Here is a 25,922-nt window from a genome sequence, read left to right on the forward strand (position 1 = left end):
ACGACATCGTGACCAGGATGTGATGCGGGCGTGATTGCGTGCGGTGATGCCCCCGATACGGTGGACGTCGGGTCAAGGGGGCTGCGATGACACAGGTGTGGACGACGTTCGTGGGGACGCTCAAGCGAATGCCGCGTTGGCAGCAGGCGATCGCGATCGTGGCGGCGACACTGCTCGTGGTGGCCGCAGGCGCCGGCATCGCCGCCGCAGTGGCACCAGCGCCGACGCCGGAGCCTGAGGCCGCGACCACCCCTGCGGCCACGCCCACGCCATCTCTCTCGCCGACCGCGCCCGTGGCGACTGCGACTCCTCCCGCCCCGTCTGCCAAGCCCTCACCGTCGCCCTCGCCGACTGAGCGTGAGGCCACCGTCACCCTGGGTGGCCCCCTCGAGCGTGCTGAGAGTGACACGGCCGGGCGCGGCGTGGTGGCATGCGCCGTGCCGAACGAGGGCGCTGACGCCGAGGGCTACGTCTCGATCAGCTTCCAGGCGATGCGCGACGAATCCCGTCGCACGCCCGTCCACCCGGGCGACGACAGCGCCTCCCTCGTCATCGCGAGTGAGTTCACGCGCGACCCCTCCGATCCCACCGTTGGGGACGCCCTGCTTACGGCACGTCAGGTCGCATGGTCACCTGACTCGAGTCAGGTCGCCTTCGTGAGGGAGTCCGACGCGACGCTGTTCGTGCTGGACGTCGCCACGCAGCAGCTCACCACCATGCCGGATGCCACCACCGTGTCGAGTGCGCATCCGCTGGTGTGGTCGCCGGATGGCTCTCGACTCGCTTACGTGGTGACGGCGGGGGCGGTCGACGGCGTACGCATCGCAGCGCCTGGAGACCGTGACAGCCGGGTGATGCTGGGCGCGGCGCACGTCAATGGGGTGGCCTGGGCTCCTGACGGAGACGCGGTGGCCATGTCGACGTCGGAGGCTCAGCCCCATGCTCGGGGCAGCGTCCACGGCAGCACCGTCGAGGTCTTCGATCTGGCCGACGATTCGATCGCCACGGTGGTGGAGCAGGGAGCCTTCCCGGCATTCTCTCCCGACGGCCTACGGCTCGCGGTGTTCGCCGATCGCGGCGGCGACGGGACGTTCGGCACGTGGGTGATCGACCTCGAGACCGGCGATGCCTGGGCGCCGCTGGGCGAGTTCGAGTTCGACGAGTTCCTTCCCGCCTATTGGGAGCGCTTCACCCCGCAGTGGTCGCCGGACGGCTCTCAGCTCGCGTTCGCCGCACCGTCGGGGGAGAACCGGCGATTCGTCGGCGCGTACGTCGCGGATCTCGACAGCCGCTCGACCCTCGAGTTCGCGGACCGGTACATCCTCGAGGCGCCGCTCTGGAACGACGACGGCACCGCCGTCATGACTGATACCGGCAGTACGGTCCTGGTCCTCGAGCTGGACGCCACGACGGTGACGACAGTCGAGCGCGGGCCCGGGGGCTCCCCGCAGTGGATCCCTGGGAGCGATCGGATGTCTCTCTACGGAAGCGCGTGCCCGGATCGCACCCTGCGCACCATCGTGCTCGATGAGAGCCTCGACAGTGCGCAGGTGTACGACCTCGGGCAGGGCTGGGCGGAGATCACGACGCCAGCGTGGTCGCCCGATGGGCGCTGGATCCTCACTGATGCGTTCGGCCCCGACAGCTGGACGCCGGGCCTCTATCTCTCGCCCGCGCACTGACCGCGCCGTGATCCGCCGTGCCCCCTCTGACGATGACGAGCGTCAGACAGTGGCGGGCTCCCTGCGGGCGTCCTCCATGCGTGCCGACCCCGGGATCGTCTCGATGACGCGGCGGTAGGCCGCGGTGTCGTCGTAGATCTCCTCCTTGAGCGGGTTCTTGCGACGCTTGACCATCTTCGTGATCTGCAGCGCCGCCAGGGCGAGGTTGGCCGCCAACGCGATGGCCGACACAGTGAAGAGAGCGGCCGGGTCGTGCGAGGCCTCGACCGAGAACTGAGAGTCGCCCACGAACGCTGGCACCGCCATGGTGAACATCATCCACAGTGCGAGCGTGTGGGCTCGGTGCTGCAGCCAGGCTCCCTTGCGGATGAAGAACGCCGGGATGGTGCAGCTGATCAGCAGAGCGGCACCGGCATAGAACGCATGGTCGCCCACGCAGTTGTAGACGTAGGCGAAGTTCCAGAGGTCGTACGCGATGATCCATGGCCAGATCATGTCGGGCCACATCATGTCCTTGGACTTGTCCTTCGAGATGTAGATGCCCATCCAGCCGGTGATCGCCACCAGGTTGATGAGGCCCGCGATGCCGTTCATGTAGTTCCACGAGCCGGAGATCATGTAGACGCCGTCGACGATGCCGTCCGCCTGCATGGCTCCCACCTGGAAGTCGCGGATGCAGGCCTCGAGGATGTTGAGCCCCAAGATGGCAGGCGGGAAGATCAGTGCCCACTTGTTGGTCGCGAAACGCGGGATGTATCGAATCGCCATGAAGCCCAGACAGCCCGCCAGCGCCGAGTAGACCTTGACCCAGTGGAACCACGTGCCGGTCGAGGAGTCCGCGCCAGCGGTGTGCGGCCACACGACGACCGTGAGGGCGAGCGGCACAGCAACGAACAGAAACAGTCCCGCCCACTTTCCGCGGCGGGAGATCTCGTTGAGTCCGATCAGTGCGCCGAGCACGACGAACCACATGAGGCCCGCCTGCCAACTGATGTCGCCGAACAGGAACATTTCTTACTCTCCTTCGAGTGCAGTGGTGGGTTGGTCCGCGGGATGCGGGTCCGGGGCGCTGGGGGCCAGGCGCAGCGTCTGGCGCACGAGGCAGGCGAGCACGTCGTCCTCGACTGTCGGTTGCGATCGCACGAGCGCGATGAGGCCGTGAATGAGGGCGATGAAGGTCTCGCGCACGTGAGTGATCTCGATGGGGTGCCGTGCCGCGTAGGCGGGGATAGTGGTCTCCTCGAGCACGTCCACCAGTGCATCCACTGCCCGGTCCAAGAAGTGCAAGGACAGCGAAGCGTCGTCGATGCGGGGCAGTGGAGGGGCGGGAGGGGGCCGGTGGTCGCCTCTGGTGGGGACATACCGCCGGAACAGGCCGATGCACTCCATGACGGCCGCGTCGATGTCGCCCGGCGTGCGGTTCGCGTCCCACTCGCGGACGTCGGCGGTGAACTGATCGATGTAGCTGTCGAGCACCTGCGTCACCAGGCTGTCCATGTCCCCGACGTAGTGATAGATGAGCCCCCGCGTGACGCCCACGTACGTGGCGAGGTCCTGCACGGTCGTCGCGCGCACCCCTTGGCGGGCGTAGAGCACTCTCGCGGCGGCAAGGATCTCCTCGCGCCTGATCGTGGGATCTTTCACGGTGCGGGCCATAGCAGGGACGCTAGTGCGCATTGACGGACCGTCAATAGGACCTTTGGCACGGGCCCGCTGCGCTGCGCGTCGTTGCTCGGCGCGTGCGGGCGGCGCAGTCAACGGACCTGCGGCGCGGCTGGCGGTTTGGCAGGATGGCCTCATGGCTCACGAGATCGGACCCCTGGATCACACCTTCACGGCGCCCATCGGCGTCGAGGTGAAGAGCGAGACGTGGGCGTGCGTCGAGATGCCCGACTCCGCCGAGTTCTTCGGCACTGGCAAGTCGGTGAAGGTCGACGCCGAGGTGGACGGCGTGGCGCTCGAGAACGTGGGGTTCATGCCGACAGGTCGAGGCGGCCATATGGTGTCGCTCAGTGCAAAGGTTCGCAAGCAGCTCGGCAAGGACATCGGCGACGAGGTCACCGTGTCGCTCACTCGCAGGCTGACGTAGGGCGACACTCACCGCCCCTCAGGATGCATGGAGCTTCCAGAACCGACACTCAGCGCCCACCGTGACGCCAAGGCGGGAGAGGGTCGGGGGTGTCCAGTATGCGAGACGGTGAACCAGAATGTGAGATTGTTGGCCCAAATGGCGACATGAGTGCCGTCCTGGGCGTACAGTCGATCCCATGCAGACGATTCTCGTAGTTACCGGGCGCGCGGACCTCTAGTCCAAGCCCAGGCATCGTCCGCGCGCATCCCCCGACAGCCACCCAAGGCCGAGGGGTTTTTTCATGCGAGGCGGACGCGAGAGCCGCCTCATCATTTCGACTCAATGGGAGAGAAGATGGCACAGGTCAAGGCACCTAAGCCTTCGGCGCTGATGAGCCCCGCGCCCGGGTCCGCTCGGCCGCCCTCGACGGCGACCGCATCAGTGAGCGAAGGCGAGCGGATGTCGGGAGCGCAGTCGCTCATCCGTTCGCTCGAGAGCGCGGGGGCCACCGATATCTTCGGTCTCCCCGGCGGCGCGATCCTGCCGGCGTACGACCCGCTGATGGACTCCACCCAGCTGCGCCACATCCTGGTGCGCCACGAGCAGGGAGCCGGCCACGCCGCGCAGGGCTATGCCCACGCGACCGGCCGCCCGGGTGTGTGCATCGCCACCTCTGGCCCCGGCGCGACCAACCTCGTCACGCCCATCGCCGATGCGAACATGGACTCGATCCCTCTGGTCGCCATCACCGGTCAGGTCGCGGCGGCATCGATCGGCACGGACGCCTTCCAAGAGGCGGACATCGTGGGCATCACGCAGCCCATCACCAAGCACAACGTGCTGGTGACGGACCCCGACGACATCCCGCGCGCCGTGGCCGAGGCGTTCTACATCGCCACCCACGGCCGCCCCGGCCCGGTGCTGGTGGACGTCGCCAAGTCCGCGATGCAGTCCCAGACCACGTTCCACTGGCCCGAGCGCATCGAGCTGCCCGGCTTCAACGCCGGTGCGCGCCCGCACGCGAAGACGGTCCAGGAGGCCGCCCGCCTGCTCGCGACCGCTCGTCGTCCCGTGCTCTACGTGGGTGGCGGCGTGATCCGCTCCGGCGCATCGGCCGGCCTGCGCCGCCTCACCGATCTGTCGGGTGCGGCCGCCGTGACCACGCTGATGGCCCGCGGCGCACTGCCCGACTCGCACCCGCAGAACCTGGGCATGCCCGGCATGCACGGCACGGTGGCCGCGGTCGCCGCGCTGCAGAAGGCGGACCTGGTGGTCGCGCTCGGCGCCCGCTTCGACGACCGCGTCACCGGCAAGCTCGAGAGCTTCGCCCCGCATGCGACCATCGTGCACGCGGACATCGACCCGGCGGAGATCGGCAAGAACCGCGCGGTGGACGTGCCGATCGTGGGCGACCTCAAGGAGGTCTTCGCCGCTCTGGTGCCCGCGCTCGAGGCTGAGCACGCGCGCCACGGCAAGCCCGACCTCGAGGCGTGGTGGGCGCAGCTCGACGACTGGCGCACCACCTATTCGCTGGGCTACACGCCCACCGACGACGGCCACGGCTCTCCGCAGTACGTGATCCAGCGCCTGGGAGAGATCTCGGGGCCGGACACCATCTTCACCTCGGGCGTGGGACAGCACCAGATGTGGGCCAGCCAGTTCATCAAGTACGAGCGACCCAACACGTGGATCAACTCCGGCGGCCTGGGCACCATGGGCTTCTCGGTGCCCGCGGCCATGGGAGCCAAGGTGGGTGAGCCCGACCGCACCGTCTGGTCCATCGACGGCGACGGCTGCTTCCAGATGACCAACCAAGAGCTGGTCACCTGCGCGCTCAACAACATCCCGATCAAGGTCGCGATCATCAACAACTCGTCGCTGGGCATGGTGCGCCAGTGGCAGACGCTGTTCTACAACCAGCGCTACTCGAACACGGACCTGCACACCGGTCACGGCACCCGCCGCATCCCGGACTTCGTGAAGCTCTCGGAGGCGATGGGCTGCGTGGGACTGCGCTGCGAGACCGATGCGGACGTGGACGCCACCATCAAGCGCGCCATGGAGATCGACGACCAGCCCGTGGTCGTGGACTTCACCGTCTCGCGTGACGCGATGGTGTGGCCCATGGTGGCGGCAGGCACGAGCAATGACGAGATTCAGTACGCCCGCGGCATCGCCCCCGAGTGGGACCGCGGCGAGGAGGAGTGACAGCATGACCAAGCACACGCTCTCGGTGCTCGTCGAGAACAAGCCGGGCGTGCTCGCACGCGTCTCCGGACTGTTCTCCCGCCGCGCCTTCAACATCCACTCGCTGGCCGTGGGCCAGACCGAGCACCCCGGCATTTCGCGCATCACCGTCGTGGTCGACGTGGACGCGCTGCCGCTCGAGCAGGTCACCAAGCAGCTCAACAAGCTGGTGCACGTGCTCAAGATCGTCGAACTCGACCGCGACAAGTCGGTCCAGCGCGACCTGCTGCTCATCAAGGTGCGCGCCGACGTCCGTCAACGCGCGGACGTGCTGCAGGTCGTGGACCTGTTCCGCGCCCACGTGGTGGACGTCGCGGCCGACTCGCTGGTGATCGAGGCCGTGGGGTCTCCCGACAAACTCGAGGCCCTGCTCGCAGCGCTCCAGCCGCACGACATCCGGGAGATCGTGCAGTCCGGCACCGTCGCCATCGGCCGCGGTGCGAAGTCGATCACCGAGCGCGCCTTCGAGCGCGTGAGCGCGTAAGCCTCAGCGTCACCACCCCAAGCCGGCCCGAGCATCGGCCGCACGCAGTTTCCCCCGCTTGACCACTGTTCACACTGAAGGAGAGAACCACCATGGCTGAAATGTTCTACGAGCAGGACGCGGACCTGTCGATCATCCAGGGCAAGAAGGTGGCCGTCGTCGGCTACGGCTCGCAGGGCCACGCGCACTCGCAGAACCTGCGCGACTCCGGCGTCGAGGTGCGCGTCGCGCTCCGCGAGGGCTCGCGCTCGACCCAGAAGGCGGAGAACGACGGCTTCACGGTGCTGTCCGTGGCCGACGCCGCGCAGTGGGCGGACGTCATCATGATCCTCGCGCCCGACCAGCACCAGCGCACCATCTACAACGACGACATCAAGCCGTACCTGACCGAGGGCAAGGCACTGGCCTTCGCGCACGGCTTCAACATCCGCTTTGGCTACATCGAGGTGCCCGAGGGCATCGACGTGCTGCTGATCGCCCCCAAGGCGCCCGGCCACACCGTGCGCCGCGAGTACGTCGCCGGCCGCGGCATCCCGGACATCGTCGCCGTCGAGGCCGACGCCACGGGAGGCGCCTGGGACCTCGCGCTGTCGTACGCGAAGGCCATCGGCGGCACCCGCGCCGGCGTCATCAAGACCACCTTCACGGAAGAGACCGAGACGGACCTGTTCGGCGAGCAGTCGGTGCTGTGCGGCGGCACGAGCCAGCTCGTGCAGTACGGCTTCGAGGTCCTGACCGAGGCCGGCTACCAGCCGGAGATCGCCTACTTCGAGGTGCTGCACGAGCTCAAGCTCATCGTGGACCTCATGCACGAGGGCGGCATCACCAAGCAGCGCTGGTCCGTGTCCGACACCGCCGAGTACGGCGACTACGTCTCCGGACCGCGCGTGATCACCCCCGAGGTCAAGGAGAACATGAAGGCCGTGCTCGCAGACATCCAGTCCGGCGCATTCGCCGAGCGGTTCATCGGTGACCAGGACAACGGCGGCAAGGAGTTCGCAGAGCTGCGCGCCAAGGGCGAGGGCCACCCGATCGAGGAGACCGGCCGCGAGCTGCGCAAGCTGTTCGCCTGGAAGGACGACGTGGACTCGGACTACGTGGACGGACAGACCGCTCGATGACCGTGGAGACCCAGCCGCAGGCGTACCGCCTCGCCGTCGTCGCTGGCGACGGCATCGGCCCCGAGGTCGTGGCGGAGGGGCTCAAGTGCCTCGCCGCGGCGACCGAGGGGACGGGCATCACGTTCGAGACCACCGAGTTCGACCTGGGCGCCAAGCGCTGGCACGCCACGGGCGACACGCTGGCCGCGGATGACCTCGAAGCCATCAAGGGCCATGACGTGATCCTGCTGGGCGCGATCGGCGACCCGTCGGTCCCGTCCGGCGTGCTCGAGCGCGGCGTGCTGCTGCCCCTGCGCTTCGCGCTCGACCAGTACGTGAACCTGCGCCCCTCGCGCCTCTACCCGGGGGAGGTGTCGCCACTGCGCGACGTCGACGCCGTGGACTTCGTGGTGGTGCGCGAGGGCACCGAGGGCCCGTACGTGGGCAACGGCGGCGCGCTGCGCGTCGACACGCCTCACGAGATCGCGACCGAGGTGTCCATCAACACCCGCCACGGCGTCGAGCGCGTGGTGCGCTACGCGTTCGACGTGGCGTCCAAGCGCGACCGCAAGCAGCTCACGCTGGTCCACAAGCACAACGTGCTGGTGCACGCAGGTCACCTCTGGCGCCGCACGGTCGAGGCCGTCGCGCCCGAGTTCCCGGACGTCACGTGGGACTACCTGCACATCGACGCCGCGACCATCGTGATGACCACCGACCCGGGCCGCTTTGACGTGATCGTCACTGACAACCTGTTCGGCGACATCCTCACGGACCAGGCTGCGGCGATCTCCGGCGGCATCGGCCTGGCCGCGTCAGGCAACGTCAACCCGGACCGCACCTCCCCGTCCATGTTCGAGCCGGTGCACGGCTCGGCGCCGGACATTGCGGGTCAGGGCATCGCGGATCCGTCGGCCACGGTGCTGTCGGTGGGGCTCATGCTCGACTTCCTGGGCTACCCGGAGCTCGCCGCTCGCGTGGAGGACGCGGTGGCGGCCGATGCGGCGGCGAAGGACGGCGCCTCCCGCACCACGGTGCAGGTGGGCGACGCCCTGGCCGCGCGGATCCGCGGCTAGCACCATGCTCATGCGCGCTGGAGGGACATGGGCGCAGGATCCGACCGGAATCTTGCGCTCATGTCCCTCCAGAACGCATCACGAAGGGGAACCGACATGACTGAGACCACTGCATCGGCTGCTCAGGCGAGTGCCGCGCCGTCCAACGTCGCGGCCTTCGACGTCCGCCCCAGCGCGAACCCGCTGCCGGCGGTTCAGCGGGACGCCGCGCTCGCGGACCTCAAGTTCGGCACCCAGTTCACGGACCACATGGCGCGCATGCAGTGGCGCAAGGACGAGGGCTGGACCGACCGCCGCGTCGAGGCCTACGGTCCTCTGCAGCTCGACCCGGCTGCCGCCGTGCTGCACTACGCGCAGGAGATCTTCGAGGGGCTCAAGGCCTTCAAGTGGGCCGACGGCAGCGTGCACCTGTTCCGCCCCGAGGCCAACGCCGAGCGCTTCAACCGCTCCGCGCATCGTCTCGCGCTGCCGCAGCTGCCCGTCGAGGACTTCGTGGGCTCGCTCGAGGCGCTCATCTCCGCCGACGTGGCGTGGGTGCCGGGTGTCGAGGAGTCGAGCCTGTACCTGCGCCCCTTCATGTTCGCCTCGGAGGCGTTTCTGGGAGTGCGCCCCGCCCACGTGATCGACTACCTGCTGATCGCCTCTCCCGTGGGCCCGTACTTCCCGGGCGGCGTCAAGCCGGTGTCGATCTGGGTCGCGCAGGGCTTCCACCGTGCCGGACCGGGGGGGACTGGCGACGCCAAGTGCGGCGGCAACTACGCCGCGTCGCTGCTCCCTCAGCAGCAGGCGGCCGAGCACGGCTGCCAGCAGGTGCTGTTCCTCGACGCGAAGAACGACAGCTACCTCGAGGAGCTGGGCGGCATGAACGTGTTCGTCGTGCGCCGCGACGGCACCATCGAGACTCCGCGCCTGACGGGCACCATCCTCGAGGGGATCACGCGCTCCAGCGTGATCCAGCAGCTGGAGGACGACGGCCGCAAGGTGATCGAGAAGGACATCACGCTGGCCGAGGTGCGCGCAGGCGTCGAGGACGGCGACATCGCCGAGATCTTCGCGTGCGGGACGGCCGCGGTCGTCACGCCCGTGGGCCGGCTCGCGTCGCCCACGTTCGACGTGCAGATCAACGGGGGAGAGGCCGGCCAGGTCACCCTGGGCATTCGCCAGCGCCTCACGGACATCCAGTACGGTCGCGACGAGGACACCTACGGCTGGATGCGCCGCGTCGCTTAGGATTGCGCTGTGCGCAAGATATTGCCAGTGTCCGACCTTGCCGGATCGAGAGCCACAGTCGACCTCATTTACAACGCCAAGAGGTACGGCACACGCGGGACTTTGGTGCTGGACCTCTCTCGGACCCGCGCGGTTTTTCCAAACGGCGCAGTCGGGTTCGCCACGGCTCTGCAGTTCTTTCGTCGCGGTTTGTTCAATATTGAACTAGGGACGCCATCGAAGTCCGTGCTCGACGCCCACGTGCTCAACCCGTCCCCTGCATCCAGCTATGAGGCCGGAACCCGGGCGACGAACCGATTGTGGGAGTACACGACGCCCGAACAAGCGAGTCGACTAACGACTGCCTTTACGCGTGCGATTGAGGACAACGTCCACTGCGGTCGAGGTGTGATTGACGCGCTCACCTGGTGCCTCTTTGAGGTGATGGATAATGTGTTTCAGCACTCAAACGCGGCGTCAGGTTATGTGATGATGCAGATCCATCCGAAAAGTCAGCAGTGTGCGATCGCTGTGGGGGACTCTGGTATCGGAATCCATAAGTCGTTCATTGAATCGGGTGTCCATCCAGCCAAGGATGCGTATGAAGCTCTCAAGCTTGCCGTCCAGGAGCGAGTGACGAGCAAGACCAAGAATATGGGCAACGGACTCTACGGACTAATTCGTGTCGTGGGCCTCAACGGCGGCGAACTCGAGATCCGATCGGGACGCGGTGCGCTGCAGTTTGCGGACTGGCAACTTCAGGGCGGTGTGAGTTTGTCAACCCCACTGATGGATCAAGAGAACCACCAGGGAACATTGGTCGACTGGCAGCTGCACATGGGTCGCGCCGTAACTCTGAACGACGCCCTCGACACGCCCCGCGCTACTCCGTCGAGGCTCGAAGATGTTGAGGATGAGTACGGCCAGATACGCCTGAGGGTTAGCGACTTTGAGGATGAGATTGGTTCTCGCACTGCCGCGAGGAATATTCGTATCAGGCTCGAGAACGCGATCTCAGACTCAACAGCACCGGTTGTTCTCGACTTTGGGGGGATCGCTGTAATCTCCTCTAGTTTCGCCGACGAGGTATTGGGTAAACTTGTCCTTGCACGCGGCATGGATTTCTTCGCAAATCGGGTCCGAATGCGGAACATGTCATCAACCGTCCAAGGGATTGTTGATCGGTCTATCGTGCAGCGGGTACAGGAGGGTGACGAGGACCATCCCGCGCGAGAGGTTCCTTAGTTCCGAGGGAGGTGCCCCGCGAGGTGACCATGGGCATTCGCCAGCGCCTCACGGACATCCAGTACGGTCGCGACGAGGACACCTACGGCTGGATGCGCCGGGTCGCCTAGGGCGTGTCTGGCCGGGGCAGTCCGGCCGATGCGCTCGCCGGGCCTCGGTGGGCACGTATCCTGACGCGTCACGCTCCATGCCCACCGAGGATCCACGAGAGGACCCCGCATGTCCCGCAAGACCATCGTCATCACTGGCGGCAGTGACGGCATCGGCGCGGCGGCGGCACGCAGGCTGGCGGCGGATGGTCACGAGGTGGTCATCGTGGGTCGCAACCCCGAGAAGACGGCCGCGGTCGCGCGCGAGGTCGGCATCGCCCATCACGTCGCGGACTTCGCGGACCTCTCCCAGGTGCGCGACCTCGCCGCGACACTGCTGAGGGCGCACCCCTCGATCGACGTCCTCGCCAACAACGCCGGCGGCATCATGGGCCATCGCGAGCTGACCGTCGACGGCCACGAGAAGACGCATCAGGTCAACCACCTCGCGCCGTTCGTGCTCACCATGGAGCTGATGCCGGCTCTCGAGGCCGGCCGCGCCACGGTGATCCAGACGTCGAGCGCGGCGGCGCTCAGGTTCTCCGACTTCGACATCGAGGACCTCCAGGGAGAGCGGGACTACGCGCCCCAGACGGCGTATGGCAATGCCAAGCTCGCAAACATCCTGTTCGCCGAGGAACTGCAGCGCCGCTACGGCGACCGCGGCATCGCGCCGGTGTCCTTTCACCCGGGCCTGGTCGCCACCGGCTTCGCGGCCGGCACGACCCACTACATGCGATGGCTCTACCAGACCCCGCTCAAGCGCCTCTTCACCATCAGCGCGGACGAGGGCGCCGGCCAGCTGGTGTGGCTGGCCACCGGCGAACCGGGCGTGGACTTCGCGCCGGGCCGCTACTACGAGTCCTACAAGGTCGCGACGAAGGTCGCCCGGGAGCTCGGCGACGCCGCGCTGGCTCGCGAGTTGTGGGAGCGCTCCGCGACTCTGGTCTGAGCGCTGGCGGGGCCAAGGCCGGCAGATGCGGCGATCAGGTCCGGTCGAACGCTCCCAGCCGGGCTGCCTTCGCCACCGCATCGGCCCTGTCGTGCGCGTCGAGCTTGCGCAGGAGCAGCCGCAGCTGCGTGCGCACGGTGTTGACAGACACGAACCGGCGCTCCGCGATCTGTGCGTTCGTGCAGCCTTCGCGCAGTAGCGCCAGGTTCTCCAGGTCGGGGCGGGTGAACCTCACGGTGGTGACGTGGCTGAGGGGCCTCGCGTCCGCCCGAGCCTCATCGAGCGTGGCCGCAAGATCCGCGCTCCAGACCGACATGTCCTCAGTGAGGGCGGCGAAGTCTTCGGCCGGAACCATCCTGAGAGCGAACCTCATGAGACCGGGCGTGGTGCGGTGCCAGGCCGATTCGAGTCGCTCGATCGCGTAGGCGTGCTGGCCCAGGCGGTGCAGTGCGGCCACAGCAAGAACGTCGGTGACGATGTGCGCGCGGGGGGCCTCGCACAGGCGCGCGGCGACGTCCAGCAGGGTCAGCGACTTGCCCGCGCGATCGGTGACCAGCAGCACGATCGCCTCCACCATGGCGGTGAACCAGTCGCGAGTGGGGGCGGTCCTCAAGGTGCGCTCGGCACCGACGGCATCGCCGCTCGCCACCTGAGCGAAAGCCGTCGACGCCAGGACCACGGTGCTGGGCTGACCGTCGGACCAGAACCGTCGACTCCGTTCGAGCGGCGTGCTCTTCGCGTGCGGGGTGAGCGTGTGGGGAGCGACGAGTGCCTGGAGCGACAGCACGAAGCCCTCGGCAGCGGACCGCGAGGGGGAGGACTCGCTGCGTTCGGCGAGCAAGCGGATTCGATCGAGAGCACGGGCGTCGTCTCCGACCTCGATCAGCGTCATCGGCGACGTGGTGGTGCCTGTCAGGTCCTCGTCATGCGGTTCATGGATGCCTGCGAAGACCTCCTCGGTGAGCGCGGTGAGGTGCTCGGCGATCGCGGTGGGACTGCGGGGGTTCGCGTGAGACCGCATGATGGAGGCGAACCGCATGCCGAGTGCGTGATCATCGATCTGCGTCGCAGCCCAGAACGGCAGGTACATCTCCGCCGCGAGCCTCGTCATGATGGAGGGGTCGTGGACGCACTCGGCGAGCACACCATCCCCGGGAGACTCGCCCAGCAGCTCGACCACAGTGTCGAGGTGACGACGAGTCTCGGCCCGCTCCCCGAGCGACACGCTGGCGAACATGCGACGCGTGGTGAGGCGCAGGCGCTCGAAGGGAGTGTCAGCGGCCACAGTCGCGAGGGCCTTGGCTGCGGCCGCGTGGTACGTCACGGCCTCCGAGGCCGAGCCTGTGGCGCGCATGCGCAGCTCGCCCAGGAGCAGCAGCAGGCTCGGGAATGCCTTCAAGGTGCGCCAGGGCACGTCCTGGATGGCCTGCACCGTGACGTCGTGGGTGGCCAGCAGGAAGTATCGGAAGTGGTCGTACACGAGCGCATCGGCCGCCGAGAATTCGCCCAGCCGCACCAGGTAGTACGGCTGCATCGCGAGGTGCCCGCGTGCGCGAGTGGTGGCGAGTGCGTCACGCAGGCGCACCTCGAGGCCTTCCGCGCGGCGCTCCTGCTCGACGAGTGTCCACACCTGCTCGGACCACTCGAAGACGGTCTGGCCCGTCTCGGAGTCCACCTCGATATCGCCGAAGGGGAGCGCGGTGAGGCGCGCGAAGTGGCTCGCGATCTCCGCCTCGTCGACATCGGGAAGCGAGAGCAGGTCCACCGAGACGCGCCGGAACCGTGACGCCCGCGTGATCACTGTGACCAGTGAGCTCTCGGCCGGGGTCGATGGGCTCCTGCTCAGCACGCGGGAGATCAGCTCGCGTGCGAGGTGGATGTCCAGCCGAGTGTCGGGGCCCGCCCACGGGGCGCTGTGCTCGTTCGCGCGCAGCCGCTCGAGGTGGCGGCGGGCGAGCGTAGGGCTGCCGCGATAGCGGGTGGCCAACGCCGCGTAGAGGCCCGGTGGGGCTGACACTTCGTTGGCGGCGGCGAGACGGTCCACCTCATCTGGCGTGAACGCGAGGTCCCGCTCGGTGAGCACTCTGACGTCGTGGCCAGGCAGCGGTGGTGGGCAGTCGAGGGACGAGACGATCACCCGCGGTCGCGACGGTGCGCGGGTGAGAGCGGCGATGTGCTGCCATCGTTCGTCGCCGGCGGTGACCACGGCATCGTCGATGAAGACCACGTCCAGGGCTTCCGGCGAGGCGTTCACGAGGTCTTCGAGCGCCCGCTGCGAACCGATCCAGGCGGTGCGCGCACCCTCCGCGGCGATCAGGTGCGCGCGGCACTGGCGCATCCATGTGGTGCGGCCCCAGCCCGGGATCGTCGCGATCACCGTGAGCGAAGCCAGATCCGACAAGGCCATGCGGGCCCCCGCGCGCTCGATCTCGACCCACATGCCGTCGCCACCTGCACCGAGTGCGTGGTGCGTCACCGTCATAGCGTCCTCGCGAGAAGGCCACACCGGGCACGTGCGGGGCGCGTGCCAGGCGAGTGGCGGTTGGGGCTGTGATGCCGACGCTAGCGCACGGCATGTCCGCTTTGAGCGAGTTGTCGGGTGAGGCGCGGGGTGACGGGGGGTGATTCTGGGGGTGAATTCTTCAGGAGGCGAAGACCCAGGTAGGGGCCCGATGCTCCACTGGAGCAGTCGGTGAGCGATGGATCGCCACCGAGGGTGCCGTGGACTGCGGCAGCTGAGGGAATCCCGGGCCCGGTGGGTCTGTACATGTGCGCTCGTGCGCCGTGCGGCATCAGCCGTACCGCCTTATCGCGCGCCATTCTCCTCACCTGCGTCGAGCGTCTCGGACGAGAAATGCGACTGAGGAAAAGGTATGCCCCGGATGAACAGTACGACCGCGACCCGCAATCGACCCGTGCGCGCGTGGCGCGCCACGGTGGCCGCAGCTCTGGCCACGGTGCTGGCGATCGCCGGCATCCACTCCCCGGCGTTCGCAGCAGCGACGTCGGATGGCGTGACGCTCACCATCGACTACGGCTCTCAGTCCTACGACGGCTACCCCGTCGTCGAGACCGGCACGTCCTACACGGCGCGTCTGCAGTACTCGGTCCCGGACCTGACGCCGGGCGCATCGGTGGTGATCGAGGTGCCGGACGGCATCACCGTTCCTGCGGGTGCGCTTGTGGTGCCCGGCGGCAACACCATCGTCGACACGCTGGAGCTCAACGGCGACGGCGACGTGGTGATGACCTTCAAGGACCCGCTCGACAACTCGATCGACCAGGGCGTGATCGCGTTCGACTTCGTGTTCGACGCTCGTCCGGGGGGATCCGGAATCGAGACCGTCACGTGGCGGCTCGAGGGCGTGGAGGACTCCCTCACCATCATCGTGCGCGAGCCCGGAGACCAGTTCCGTCCCGACCTCAACGACACTGAGGGCAAGTCGGTGGGCGGTGCGAACCTGAACTCGTTCGTGACCCGCGACGCCCTGGGCGACGTGACCCTGGACCCCACGGTTGTCGACGCCGAGATTCCGTACACGATCCGCATCGAGTCCGATACGGCCCGTACCGGCGTCACCATCACCGACGTGATCAGCGACTACCTCCAGCACGACGCAGCGAGCGTCGTCGCCACCCTCGTGACGTGGGACGCCGACGGGCTCAACCGCACCGAGGCGCCATTCACGCTCCCTGCGGCAGATGTCACCGGCGACACCATGACCATCGGCGCGTTCAACCTTCCCGCGCAGTCAGTCCTCGAGATCCGCTACGACGCGTCCGTGATTCCCGGCCGGGTGGCCGCTCTCGAAGCGGCCCTGCAGACCCAGGCAGATGCGGTCGACGAGGAGTCCGGCGGCAATTACGCCGTGGTCTTCGGCAACGATGCCGTCATCGACGGCTCGGTGGGCTCCAACGCCTCGATCGGCATCGGCGGGTATATCGCGCCGGCGCCGACGCCGAACCTGGGTGCGGCCTTCGCGAAGACCGTGACTCCCACGGGTTCGTTCGAGATCGAGGTCGATGGCGACGGGGAGCTCGTGACTCCCATCGACGTCACGTACCGACTCCGCGCGAATCTCACGCAGTTTGCGGGCTTCGAAGGCACGCAGCACGAACTGACGCGCAACGTGGTGATCACGGACACGCTGCCGGCATCGATCGAGTGGGCGTCACCAGCGTTCATCAGCGACAACGGGATCGGCCTCGTGGCTGCGGATGGCACGTGTCTCGCGGCCGGTGACTTCTCGGACGATTCGTGCGTGGGTCAGTACCAGGTGATCGACGCGGGCAAGACGCTGATGATCAATGTGGGAGGCGACACTGCGGCCAACCACCTGATCGACGCTCAGGCGGTCATCACCAGCGTTGAGGGCCTGACGGCCGTCAACGAGCCGGGCAACCAGCCGCAGGTGCAGACGCGCTACACCGTGACCAACGCTGCGGACTTCGACTACAGCGACACGCGTACTCCCTACCGTCGCAGTGCGAGCAACACTCTGCTCGTGCCGAAGGCTCCGGGAAGCGTGATCAACGACCCGAGTGAGTTCACGAAGACCACCGAGTCTCCCATCGTGCTGCGACCGGGCGAGAGCGCGGACGTGCCGTACACCTTCACGCTGGCCGCCGGTGCGGTCCCCGACCTCGCGTCCACACGCCTGATCGACGAGGTGGACACCACGGTGTTCGACGTCAGCGACCTCGGCGTGATCCAGGACTCGATTACGGGCACCTATGACTACCAGGGGACCCTCTCCGGCTCGGACTTCGACGTCGTTCTCTCCGGCGATGACCTGGTGTTCACTCCGTCGTCGACGTTCGGCGCGGACCTGCCCGGATCAGTGGACCTGACCGGCGCCCTCACTGACCGGCTGCAGTTCTCGTTCGACCTGCCCACGCACGTGATTCAGGGCAAGCAGACCCTCGAGGTGAGCAACACCGCTCGTGTCGAGGGTGACGACGAGGACGCCTACGAGTGGGTCTCGGAGGCCCGGGGCTCTGCCACCACGTACGGAGACGAGCTCGAGGTGAGCAAGCTGCTGTACGCGGGTGACGACACGTGGACCCGCAACCTGCGAGTGGAGCTGGACAGCGAGGGCGAGATGGTGAGCGCATCGTTCATCTACCGCGTCGAGCTGATCCCTCACGGCAACTACTCGGGCGTGAGCATCATCCCGCTCGAGGACACGCTGCCCGCAGGCACCACGTTCGAGGGCTTCGTGACGGACGCCCAGCTGGAGGCAGGCGACGTCACCGGCAGCAACACTCAGGCCATGGGCGGCAACGTCCGGGCGACGTGGGTCGAGGCTGACAACACGGTGGAGATCGAGCAGATGGAGGGCACGACGCTGCCTGCTGGCGCCTCGGTCGCCGTGAACTTCAAGGTGCAGGTCACGGACTTCACGGAGGACGTGAGCATCACCAACTCGATCGGCAACGCCTCTGCGACGATCACCCCGTCCAACGGCTATCCGCTCATGGTGCTCAAGCAGGACTCGGAGCGCCCCACGGTCAGCATCACCGACCGCAACGCACGCTTCACGGTGACCGGCCCGGACGGCGTCATCACCGATGAGGCCTACGTGGTGGGTGGCCAGCTCATGGTGGCGGGCGACGGCGGGGACACCGCCATCGTGGTGCCCGAGGACCCGGACGCCGTGGACGGCATCCCCGCCGGCCAGTACACCATCACGGAGACGATGCCGCCTGCCGGCTATGCGCTGGCAGACGAGCCGGTGGTCGTCACCATCGACGACGAGGGCGGATCGAACTCGGTGACGCTGTTCAACGACCCGCTGCCGCTGTATGCCATCGGCGACCTCGTGTGGATCGACGCGGACAACGATGGCCTCCAGGGGCCGGAGGAGGCCGTGCTCGACGGCGTGACCGTCGAGCTGGTCGATGCCGACACCGGCGTGGTGCTGCGCACCACCACGACGAACGCGGACGGCCGCTATCTCTTCGACCTGCTTCCCGAAGGTGAGTACCGCGTGCGGTTCACGCTGACCGAGGAGCAGGCCAAGATGTGGACCCTCACCACGCCCCACATGGGCGAGGACGGCACCGTGGAGTCGGATGCCGACCGCGCCACTGGCGAGACGGGCGTGATCGCGCTCGGCGAGACCAACACCGCGGTGATCCCCGGCCCCAGCTACCCGCACGGCGATGTCCAGGCCTTCCTGGGTGTGGATCCTACGTGGGACGCCGGTGTGGTGCTGCGACCCGGCACGGTCGCCGTGGGTGACTACGTGTGGATCGACGAGGACCGCGACGGCCGTCAGGATGAGGGCGAGCCGGGGATCCCCGGCGTCACCCTGGTGCTGACCGGGCCCGACGGCGAGCCCGTCATCGACGTGGATGGCCGCACGGTCCAGCCGCAGGTGACGGACCGGGACGGCCGCTACCTCTTCACGGACCTGCCGGTCCTCGAGGAGGGCCAGTCCTACACGGTGGCGATCGACCGCGAGGCATCGGCCGATGCTCTCGCTGAGTTCGACATCACCCTCCCCGGGGAGGGGGATCGCGGGGGCGACTCGTCCTCGTGGACCGCATCGTCCGAGGGACTCACGGAGGCGGGCGAGTTCGACCTCACGCTCGACTTCGGGTTCGTCCGCCCAGAATCGTCCGAGCCCGGGGAGCCTACAGGCCCGTCCGAGTCCGGCGGAGTGCTGTCATCGACCGGCGTTCAGGCGACTGGAGCCGTGCTCCTCAGTGCGCTGCTGATCATGGCAGGGGCCTTCGTGCTCGCCTGGCGGCGCCGCGTGAACGGCTGATCACCCCCAGCGTGACAGCGCTCGCGGCGGTCGGGGGTCCCTCACCCCCGGCCGCCGCACCTTTTTTTGCGGCCGATTCCTGCTGCCGAGCTCCCGCGCGACGGAAGCGGCTCTGGTGAAGGAGTCAGCACTGGCAGGCGGGCCGGTAGGCCGGTAGGCGACTACTGAGCGCGGCGCAGTGCGAACGCGTCGCGGATCACGACAGCCGCAGTCGCAAGTGCGGCGACAGCGAACACGCCGTCAATGTAGATGCCGAAGCCCTGACCGGTCACGCCGTCGTCGGGGAACAGCCTGATCACCTGGGAGGCAAGGAGGGCGACCGACCACGCCGCCAGCCCCACCAGCGTGGCCCACGTGACTGCTGCCTGGACACGAGATGCCTCGGTTCCCGCCGAACGCCGCTGCACCCACCCGGCCACCAGGAGCGCCATCGCGGCCACCGTGACGATGGCGAGCACGGAGTTGCCCCACACCGGCATGGTCCGCTCGCTCGGCAGCACACTTGCGTTGGGTGAGTCCCAGGAGTCGACGTTCTCGGGCAGCCCGATGAGCAAGAACACTGCTGGCGCCAGCAGCACCGCGCGCCCCAGCGCCGATCCCAACCCTGGCCGCCCCACCTGCGATCCCATGTGATGGATCGTGGCACGCTGTGTGCATGAACAGCGAGCGTCCATGAACGGGGCCGGCAGCGCGACCGTGTTCCTGGCCGAGCTCGGCATGTACGTCGGTGTGGCGTGGTGGGGGCTCGCCGCGTACGAGGGCGTGTGGTCGTGGATCGTCGGCATCGGCCTGCCGCTGGCCGTCATGGGCATCTGGGCCGTGTTCCTGTCCCCGCGCGCGGGCATGCCGCTGCCGGATGGTGCGCAGGTGGCCGTCCGTGTCGCGCTGCTGCTCGTGGGTGCCGCAGCCTTCTGGGCCGTCGGGATGCCGGTGCTGGCAATCGCCCAGGCGGTGCTCGCGGTCGTGGGGACCGCACTGTCTCGGCGCGGCCGCGGCGACCACCGTCCTTGAGGCGGCCGATGCGCCGGCTGGGTCGCGACACAATGGCACCGTGATCTTTGGAGCAGCACCGGACCCCGATGGCAGCGAGCAGCGCTACCGCGCGGCCGAATCCGCCATGTGGGCGCACCACGGCATGTCGCCCACGGAGCGCTGGATCGAGGCCGATGCGCTCGGGATCCGGGTCCACGCGAAGGAGCACGGCGAGGGCCGGCCGGTGGTCTTCATCCACGGCACGCCCACAGCGGGTGGGGTGTTCGTTCCTCTCGTGGGGCAGCTGAGCGGCGTTCGCGCCATCGTGGTGGATCGCCCCGGGTGCGCGCTGAGCGATCCGCTGGACTTCGACGATTTCACCCCCGACCGCATGCGCGAGGTGATCGACGGCTGGGCACCCGCAGTGGTGAAGGCCGTGAGCGACGAGCCCGTGGACCTCGTCGCGAGCTCCGCGGGCGGGCTGGTCGCGCTGGTGCTGGCCTCCCGTCATCCGGAGCTGATCCGCAGCGTCGCGCTGCTGGGCGCGCCGGCGGTGGAAGGCATGAACCTGCCGGGTTCGATGCGCTTGGGCACCTTCGCTCCGGTGGCACGCGCGGTGGCTCGGCACCGCGTCAACGAGCGCGACCTGCGCCGGTCCTTCAAGTCGATGGGCCACGGCGACCTGGTGCGCAACGGCGGGCTCTCCACAGCGGACCTCGAGTGGCGCTACGCGCTGTCGCGCGACACCACCACGTACGCGCACGAGATGCAGTTGATGCGCCTGGCCGCCACGTGGCGTGGCCCGCGCCCTGGGTGGGTGGCGAGCACCGCGGAGATCGAGTCGTTGGCCGCGCCGTCGCTGTGGGTGGCCGGGGAGCACGACCCCTTCGCCACGCCTGAGCGCATCGGCGAATGGGCGTCTCATGCCCGCGGCTCGACGGTGAGGGTCATGCCGGATTCGGGGCACCAGCCGTGGATCGACCACCCGGCCGACCACGCGCGCATCCTCGAGGACTGGTGGGCGAGCATCGGCGCGGGTCGCGCCTCAGAAGGAGACACCGAATGAACGTTGCTGACGTGTGGGACACGATCTGGACCGATGCGACCACCCCGGTGGTCGCATCGACGGTGGCCGCGCTGGTGCCGTTGGCGGCCGTGATCGTCTGCTTGGCGATCCCTCAGGCCTGGCACGCGGTGCGTCACGTGGTCACCATCGCCCACGAGGCGGGTCACGCCGTGGTTGCGACGCTGCTCGGCCGGAAGGTGAGCGGCATCCGCCTGCACTCCGACACCTCGGGGCTCACCACGCACTCGGGCTCGACCAAGCGGCTGCCGCTCACGCTCACCGCCTTCGCGGGCTACCCGGCCCCTGCGGTGCTGGGCGTGGGCGCGGCGGCCTTGCTCGGCGCGGGGTACGCCTTCGGGCTGCTGTGGGTCCTGCTGGTGGTGCTGCTGCTCGTCCTGGTGCAGATCCGCAACGTGTACGGATTTCTCGTGATGGTGCTCGCCATCGGCGGCTTCGGGTGGCTGGCGTGGTCCGCGCCCGACCCGTGGCGCGTGGGCGTGGCCTATGGCGTGACGTGGCTGCTGCTGCTGGGCGCGGTGCGTGCGGTCGTGGAGTTGCACGGCTCGCGGCGGGGCGTCCAGGGCGGCGGCTCCGATGCCGACGCGCTGGCTCGGACCACGCGCGTGCCGGCACTGGTGTGGGTGGGCCTGTTCTGGCTGGTGACGGTCGCGTGCGCCGCGGGTGGGGCCTGGCTGATGCTGGGCGATGTGATCGGGGGATAGCGGACGCTCCTCCACAGTTCCGCAGACGGCCGGGGGTGGTCTCGGGGGCGGCCAAGAGAGATGATGGAGGGGAACGGGTTGCCAAGGAAGTCGCCCGGGAGAGGAAGTCATGCCTGACTGGGGACACGGAATGGGCGGCCTCTGGTGGATGGGGGCGTCGTGGCTCTTCATCGCGATCGGAATCGGCCTTCTCGCCTACGTGGTGGCAAGGCTCGCGTCCCGGCCTGACGACAGCAAGCGGTCCGACTCTGCGGCGGCATCCGCGCCGGGTCAGTCACGGTCGCCGGCCGCGCGTCAGATCCTTGAGGAGCGCCTCGCTCGCGGCGAGATCGATATCCCAGAGTTCAACGATCGAGTGCGCGCTCTCGAGGGACAGTGACGGGCCCGATCTCGCGCCGCCAAGCGATCGGCCTCGGCCTGCTCGGCGTGGGGTCGCTGGGTCTTGGGATTGCCGGGGTCACATCGGCCGGCTTCCGCTCCGGAGTGTCGGCCACGAACGTGCCGGGCGGTGCCGCTGCGGCCTCATGGGCGGAGCCCGCGGTGCTCGCCTCCTCCGACGGCGTCCTCACGTGCGAACTTGCCGTTGCCGAGAGGCCGGTCGACGTCGGCGGCGGGTCTGCGCGGATGCTGACGTACAACGGCACGGTCCCCGGACCGACGCTCCACCTGCGCCCGGGGGACACGCTGCGCGTTCGCCTCGTCAACGGTCTCGAGACGCCCACCAACCTCCACACCCACGGCCTGGTGGTCAGCGCCGACGGCAACGGGGACAACCCCTTCGTGTCGATCGGTCCGGGGGAGTCGTTCGACTACGAGATCTCTCTGCCAGACGATCACCCGCACGGCGTGTTCTGGTATCACCCGCATCTCCACGGGTTCGTCGCAGACCAGGTGTTCGGGGGACTCTACGGCGCCATCGTGGTCGACGAGGAGGACTGGTCCGAGGGAGCGCCGCGCGTGGTGGTGGTGTCCGATGTGACCTTGTCGAGGGGCGCCGTCGCGGCTGTCTCCGATGCCGAGCGTCGCCAGGGCCGGGTGGGAGAAATGGTGATCACCAACGGGCTGGCGTCCCCACCCCTCCCAGTCCCGCCCGGGCTCACGGGGCGGCTCCTGCTGGTGAACGCGTGCACCAGCCGCTATCTGGACCTGGGTGGTCTCGCGATGACCGTGCGTGGTCTCGACTCGGGGGCCTTCGTTCCGCCGCGGGTGGTCGACCGACTGGTGCTCGCTCCGGGCAGCCGGGCGGACGTGCTTCTCGAGGGACCCGCACACCCCACGCCCCTGGTGGCGCGTGCCTACGAGCGGGGCGGGGTCGGCATGGGAATGATGGGTGCAGTCGCGCAGGAGTCCGATGCCACCATCCTCACGCTGGTGCCCGACGCCGCGATTGCCCCCAGTGCCGTCGTGCCCCCGCAGCGCCCTCCACACGACTTGCGAGATGCCGGCATCGACCGTGCCCGCACGCTCACCTTCACCATGAGCATGGGGGGCGGCATGAGGTTCTTGATCGACGGTGTCGCCTTCGATCCCGGCCGCGTGGACCACACGGTCGACGTCGGTTCCGTCGAGGAGTGGACGCTGGTCAACGTCACGATGATGGATCACCCCTTCCATCTGCATACCTGGCCGATGCAGCTGGTGGACGGCGAGGGCGTCGACACGCGTGACGTCGTCGACGTGCCCGCCGGAGAGTCCGTCACCGTGAGGATCGCGTTCGACCGCTTCCCGGGCCGCACCGTCTATCACTGCCACGTCCTCGACCACGAGGACCTGGGCATGATGGGAGTGGTGCAGAGCCGCTGACGAGCGGCGTCTCTTGAGGCGGCCGTGCCGTAGTCGTCGGGCGATGGAGACACGGGTCAGGACCCGGCGGCTCACGTGCTCGGCGAGGTGCTCGGGCGTAGATGGCGACAACACTCCCTGAGAACGCCCTGCCCGTTCTCAGCAACCTCTGAGGATCCGCGACGAGCATGGATTCATGACGGCACCCCGACCGTGGGTGCCCGAAGGGAGAAGGCTCATGCGTGGGATCGACCACAGCGTCGCACCGGTGATCTGGTCGGGCGTGTTCTGGGTGTTGGCGGTGCTCGCCATCAGCGCGGCCGTGTACCTGACCGTGCGCCTGGTGACTGACCGACGGGCCGATGCGCTCGGCGAGCAGTCCGCCGCCGCGCCCGCCGCTCAGGTGGAGCCGGCGACCAGCGCGCGCGCCATCCTGTCCGAGCGGCTTGCCAGGGGCGAGATCGACGTCGACGAGTACAAGCAACGCCTGGAGGCGCTGGACCAGTAGCGCCCGGCCCTGACCCGCATCGGCCGTCGTCGCACCGTGGATTCCTCTCCCTGCGGCTCGCGCGGACGGCCGATGCGCTGGGGGCGAAACCGGGACCTTGTCCCGGCTAACCTACGGGACCGTAGGTTAGAATCGAGATATGCCCACAGAAATGTCGACGCCAACGCTGGTCCAGCGTGACGAGATCACGCACCTCACCGCCATGCTGGCCGCGCGCGCCCATGCTGCACCCCGCGCCGTCTTCGCCGAAGTCAAGGACCCGGACGGCGCCTGGCGCCAGATCACCTTGGCCGAGTACCACTCCCGCGTGCGCGCCGTGGCGAAGGGACTGATCGCCCGCGGTATCACGGTCGGCGACCGCGTGGGCATCATGGGCGACACGCGCTACGAGTGGTCGGTCATGGACTTCGCGATCATGGCCGCCGGTGCCGTGAGCGTCCCCGTCTACCCGTCCTCGTCCGCCACGCAGGTGGAGTGGATGGTGGCCGATGCCGGCATCGGCCTGGTCGCCGTCGACACCCTCGAGCGCGCGGAGCTGGTGACCCAGGCATCGGTCGCGATGGTGATGCTGGACGACGACGGCCTGGATGCGCTCGCAGCCGCAGGGGAGTCGGTCTCGGATGCTGACCTCGACGCGCGCACCGCCGACGTGGTGGGCGACGACATCGCCACGATCATCTACACGTCCGGCACCACCGGCCGCCCCAAGGGCGCCATGCTCTCGCACGGCAACTTCGTCGAGCAGGTGCTGAACATCGAGCGCGACCCCGGCTACGGCGGGTTCGTCGCGGGCGACGACGCCCGGCTGCTGCTGTTCCTGCCGCTCGCGCACGTCTTTGGCCGCATCGCCATGATTCTTGCGCTGTCCGCCGGCACCGTCATCGGGTTCGCCCCCAGCCACAAGACGCTCGCTGACGACCTCGGGACGTTCCGCCCCACCTTCCTGGTGCTGGTGCCGCGCGTGCTCGAGACCGTCTACAACAGGGCCGATGCGGCACAGTCCGGCCTCAAGAAGCGCATCTTCCGCTGGTCCGCCAAGGTCACGCGCCAGTACGCGAAGGCCACGGAGACGGGCACCCCGGGGCTCGGCCTCAGGATGAAGCTCGCCGCCGCGGACAGGCTGGTGCTGTCGAAGCTGCGCGCCAAGCTGGGCGGCAAACTCAAGTACGCGCTCGCGGGCGGCGCTCGCCTGAATGAGGACGTGGGGCACTTCTTCCAGGGGCTCGGCGTGACCGTGCTGCAGGGCTACGGCCTCACGGAGACCACCGCCGCCGCGATGGGCACGCCTGAGGATGCCAACATCATGGGAACGGTGGGCAGGCCCATCGCGGGCAACGAGATGAAGCTGGCCGAGGACGGCGAGATTCTGCTGCGCGGCGCGAGCCTGTTCCAGGGCTACTGGAACTCGCCCGAGGCCACGGCCGAGGTCATGCGCGACGGCTGGTTCGCCTCCGGCGACATGGGCGAGATCGTCGACGGCGCGCTGAACATCGTGGGCCGCAAGAAGGAGATCCTGGTGCTGTCCTCGGGCAAGAATGTGCAGCCTGCGGTGCTGGAGAACTCCATGCGCTCGCACCCCGCCATCCAGGACTCGGTGGTGGTGGGTGAAGGCAAGCACTTCGTCTCCGCGCTGGTGGCGCTGGACGAGGCGATGCTGCCCGCATGGCTCAAGCAGCACGAGCTGCCCGACATGACGGTGGAGGAGGCGGCGACCGACTCCCGAGTGCAGGACCTGATCTCGCGTGCCATCGCCCTCGCGAATGCCCAAGTGTCACGCGCCGAGTCGATTCGCGAGTTCCGGATCCTGCCCAGCTCGTTCTCCGAGGCGCGCGAGGAGCTCACCGCCTCGCTCAAGACCCGACGCGCCGTGATCATGGCTCACTACGCGGCCGTGGTCGACGAGATCTACTCGAAGGCGATGCCGCCCAGTCGTCCGTGACGAGC

21 protein-coding genes are annotated in these 25,922 nt (G+C 68.3%); 17 read left to right on the top strand and 4 right to left on the bottom strand.

Annotated features, from left to right (window positions below; genetic code table 11):
• Positions 1–86: 86 nt before the first annotated feature.
• The gene (locus tag AOP72_RS03535; RefSeq protein WP_062132469.1) at positions 87–1,682 is read left to right on the top strand and encodes a TolB-like translocation protein; all 1,596 of its coding nucleotides are present in this window, start codon (positions 87–89) and stop codon (positions 1,680–1,682) included.
• Between the two features lie 42 nt (positions 1,683–1,724).
• Here AOP72_RS03535 and AOP72_RS03540 read toward each other — a convergent pair whose 3' ends face one another.
• On the bottom strand, positions 1,725–2,693 hold the full coding sequence (locus tag AOP72_RS03540; protein ID WP_062132472.1) for a DUF5692 family protein: 969 nt from the start codon (positions 2,691–2,693) through the stop codon (positions 1,725–1,727).
• Between the two features lie 3 nt (positions 2,694–2,696).
• A complete protein-coding gene (locus AOP72_RS03545; protein WP_062132475.1) occupies positions 2,697–3,338 on the bottom strand; it encodes a TetR/AcrR family transcriptional regulator in 642 nt (213 codons plus the stop codon).
• Positions 3,339–3,480: 142 nt separating this feature from the next.
• On the opposite strand from AOP72_RS03545, the gene AOP72_RS03550 reads away from it, so the two are divergent.
• From AOP72_RS03550 to AOP72_RS03585, 8 genes are all read left to right on the top strand, one after another.
• Positions 3,481–3,771, top strand: a complete 291-nt coding sequence (locus AOP72_RS03550) for a DUF1905 domain-containing protein (protein WP_062132478.1) — start codon at positions 3,481–3,483, stop codon at positions 3,769–3,771.
• 336 nt (positions 3,772–4,107) lie between these two features.
• On the top strand, positions 4,108–5,961 hold the full coding sequence (locus AOP72_RS03555) for an acetolactate synthase large subunit (RefSeq protein ID WP_062136792.1): 1,854 nt from the start codon (positions 4,108–4,110) through the stop codon (positions 5,959–5,961).
• A gap of 4 nt (positions 5,962–5,965) precedes the next feature.
• Positions 5,966–6,484, top strand: a complete 519-nt coding sequence (gene ilvN, locus AOP72_RS03560; protein WP_062132480.1) for an acetolactate synthase small subunit — start codon at positions 5,966–5,968, stop codon at positions 6,482–6,484.
• Positions 6,485–6,576: 92 nt separating this feature from the next.
• Positions 6,577–7,605, top strand: coding sequence for a ketol-acid reductoisomerase (gene ilvC, locus AOP72_RS03565; RefSeq protein WP_062132483.1), 1,029 nt, complete (start codon positions 6,577–6,579; stop codon positions 7,603–7,605).
• Positions 7,602–8,660, top strand: a complete 1,059-nt coding sequence (locus AOP72_RS03570) for a 3-isopropylmalate dehydrogenase (protein WP_062132486.1) — start codon at positions 7,602–7,604, stop codon at positions 8,658–8,660. The genes ilvC and AOP72_RS03570 overlap by 4 nt, the downstream gene beginning before the upstream one ends.
• Before the next feature lie 96 nt (positions 8,661–8,756).
• Complete coding sequence (locus tag AOP72_RS03575) at positions 8,757–9,890, top strand: branched-chain amino acid aminotransferase (protein WP_062136795.1); 1,134 nt, start codon at positions 8,757–8,759, stop codon at positions 9,888–9,890.
• A gap of 9 nt (positions 9,891–9,899) precedes the next feature.
• Positions 9,900–11,114, top strand: a complete 1,215-nt coding sequence (locus AOP72_RS03580; RefSeq protein ID WP_152650237.1) for an STAS-like domain-containing protein — start codon at positions 9,900–9,902, stop codon at positions 11,112–11,114.
• Positions 11,115–11,333: 219 nt separating this feature from the next.
• Complete coding sequence (locus AOP72_RS03585) at positions 11,334–12,155, top strand: SDR family NAD(P)-dependent oxidoreductase (RefSeq protein ID WP_062132492.1); 822 nt, start codon at positions 11,334–11,336, stop codon at positions 12,153–12,155.
• 34 nt (positions 12,156–12,189) lie between these two features.
• Here the strand turns inward: AOP72_RS03585 and AOP72_RS13745 are convergent, their stop codons facing one another.
• Positions 12,190–14,631, bottom strand: a complete 2,442-nt coding sequence (locus AOP72_RS13745; RefSeq protein WP_238581594.1) for a helix-turn-helix transcriptional regulator — start codon at positions 14,629–14,631, stop codon at positions 12,190–12,192.
• Positions 14,632–15,037: 406 nt separating this feature from the next.
• Here AOP72_RS13745 and AOP72_RS03595 point away from each other — a divergent pair, with 406 nt between their 5' ends.
• Positions 15,038–18,928 (top strand): SdrD B-like domain-containing protein, encoded by a 3,891-nt coding sequence (locus tag AOP72_RS03595; RefSeq protein WP_062132500.1) that lies wholly within the window; start codon positions 15,038–15,040, stop codon positions 18,926–18,928.
• Between the two features lie 161 nt (positions 18,929–19,089).
• Here the strand turns inward: AOP72_RS03595 and AOP72_RS03600 are convergent, their stop codons facing one another.
• A complete protein-coding gene (locus AOP72_RS03600; RefSeq protein WP_062132503.1) occupies positions 19,090–19,557 on the bottom strand; it encodes a hypothetical protein in 468 nt (155 codons plus the stop codon).
• A gap of 43 nt (positions 19,558–19,600) precedes the next feature.
• On the opposite strand from AOP72_RS03600, the gene AOP72_RS03605 reads away from it, so the two are divergent.
• The 7 genes from AOP72_RS03605 to AOP72_RS03635 all read left to right on the top strand — a co-directional run bounded on the left by AOP72_RS03605 (position 19,601) and on the right by AOP72_RS03635 (position 25,917).
• The gene (locus tag AOP72_RS03605; protein WP_062132507.1) at positions 19,601–19,939 is read left to right on the top strand and encodes a YrdB family protein; all 339 of its coding nucleotides are present in this window, start codon (positions 19,601–19,603) and stop codon (positions 19,937–19,939) included.
• 40 nt (positions 19,940–19,979) lie between these two features.
• A complete protein-coding gene (locus AOP72_RS03610) occupies positions 19,980–20,966 on the top strand; it encodes an alpha/beta fold hydrolase (RefSeq protein ID WP_193746344.1) in 987 nt (328 codons plus the stop codon).
• A complete protein-coding gene (locus tag AOP72_RS03615; RefSeq protein ID WP_062132514.1) occupies positions 20,963–21,688 on the top strand; it encodes a M50 family metallopeptidase in 726 nt (241 codons plus the stop codon). Before AOP72_RS03610 ends, AOP72_RS03615 begins: the two co-directional genes overlap by 4 nt.
• 109 nt (positions 21,689–21,797) lie before the next feature.
• A complete protein-coding gene (locus tag AOP72_RS03620) occupies positions 21,798–22,067 on the top strand; it encodes an SHOCT domain-containing protein (protein ID WP_152650238.1) in 270 nt (89 codons plus the stop codon).
• Positions 22,064–23,491, top strand: coding sequence for a multicopper oxidase family protein (locus tag AOP72_RS03625; RefSeq protein WP_238581595.1), 1,428 nt, complete (start codon positions 22,064–22,066; stop codon positions 23,489–23,491). Before AOP72_RS03620 ends, AOP72_RS03625 begins: the two co-directional genes overlap by 4 nt.
• 175 nt (positions 23,492–23,666) lie before the next feature.
• Positions 23,667–23,978 carry an SHOCT domain-containing protein gene (locus AOP72_RS13690; protein ID WP_202965638.1) on the top strand — a complete coding sequence of 104 codons (312 nt, stop codon included), beginning with the start codon at positions 23,667–23,669 and terminating at the stop codon, positions 23,976–23,978.
• 139 nt (positions 23,979–24,117) lie between these two features.
• The gene (locus AOP72_RS03635) at positions 24,118–25,917 is read left to right on the top strand and encodes an AMP-dependent synthetase/ligase (protein ID WP_084631231.1); all 1,800 of its coding nucleotides are present in this window, start codon (positions 24,118–24,120) and stop codon (positions 25,915–25,917) included.
• Positions 25,918–25,922: the final 5 nt, after the last annotated feature.

The organism is Demequina aestuarii, from assembly GCF_000975095.1.
Taxonomy (GTDB): domain Bacteria; phylum Actinomycetota; class Actinomycetes; order Actinomycetales; family Demequinaceae; genus Demequina; species Demequina aestuarii.

Excerpts from the sequence above, each read along its gene's own strand:
- AOP72_RS03535 (WP_062132469.1), top strand. The coding sequence starts at position 87 with ATGACACAGGTGTGGACGACGTTCGTGGGGACGCTCAAGCGAATGCCG.
- AOP72_RS03540 (WP_062132472.1), bottom strand. The coding sequence starts at position 2,693 with ATGTTCCTGTTCGGCGACATCAGTTGGCAGGCGGGCCTCATGTGGTTC.
- AOP72_RS03545 (WP_062132475.1), bottom strand. The coding sequence starts at position 3,338 with ATGGCCCGCACCGTGAAAGATCCCACGATCAGGCGCGAGGAGATCCTT.
- AOP72_RS03550 (WP_062132478.1), top strand. The coding sequence starts at position 3,481 with ATGGCTCACGAGATCGGACCCCTGGATCACACCTTCACGGCGCCCATC.
- AOP72_RS03555 (WP_062136792.1), top strand. The coding sequence starts at position 4,108 with ATGGCACAGGTCAAGGCACCTAAGCCTTCGGCGCTGATGAGCCCCGCG.
- ilvN (WP_062132480.1), top strand. The coding sequence starts at position 5,966 with ATGACCAAGCACACGCTCTCGGTGCTCGTCGAGAACAAGCCGGGCGTG.
- ilvC (WP_062132483.1), top strand. The coding sequence starts at position 6,577 with ATGGCTGAAATGTTCTACGAGCAGGACGCGGACCTGTCGATCATCCAG.
- AOP72_RS03570 (WP_062132486.1), top strand. The coding sequence starts at position 7,602 with ATGACCGTGGAGACCCAGCCGCAGGCGTACCGCCTCGCCGTCGTCGCT.
- AOP72_RS03575 (WP_062136795.1), top strand. The coding sequence starts at position 8,757 with ATGACTGAGACCACTGCATCGGCTGCTCAGGCGAGTGCCGCGCCGTCC.
- AOP72_RS03585 (WP_062132492.1), top strand. The coding sequence starts at position 11,334 with ATGTCCCGCAAGACCATCGTCATCACTGGCGGCAGTGACGGCATCGGC.
- AOP72_RS03595 (WP_062132500.1), top strand. The coding sequence starts at position 15,038 with ATGAACAGTACGACCGCGACCCGCAATCGACCCGTGCGCGCGTGGCGC.
- AOP72_RS03600 (WP_062132503.1), bottom strand. The coding sequence starts at position 19,557 with ATGGGATCGCAGGTGGGGCGGCCAGGGTTGGGATCGGCGCTGGGGCGC.
- AOP72_RS03605 (WP_062132507.1), top strand. The coding sequence starts at position 19,601 with ATGAACGGGGCCGGCAGCGCGACCGTGTTCCTGGCCGAGCTCGGCATG.
- AOP72_RS03615 (WP_062132514.1), top strand. The coding sequence starts at position 20,963 with ATGAACGTTGCTGACGTGTGGGACACGATCTGGACCGATGCGACCACC.
- AOP72_RS03620 (WP_152650238.1), top strand. The coding sequence starts at position 21,798 with ATGCCTGACTGGGGACACGGAATGGGCGGCCTCTGGTGGATGGGGGCG.
- AOP72_RS13690 (WP_202965638.1), top strand. The coding sequence starts at position 23,667 with ATGACGGCACCCCGACCGTGGGTGCCCGAAGGGAGAAGGCTCATGCGT.
- AOP72_RS03635 (WP_084631231.1), top strand. The coding sequence starts at position 24,118 with ATGCCCACAGAAATGTCGACGCCAACGCTGGTCCAGCGTGACGAGATC.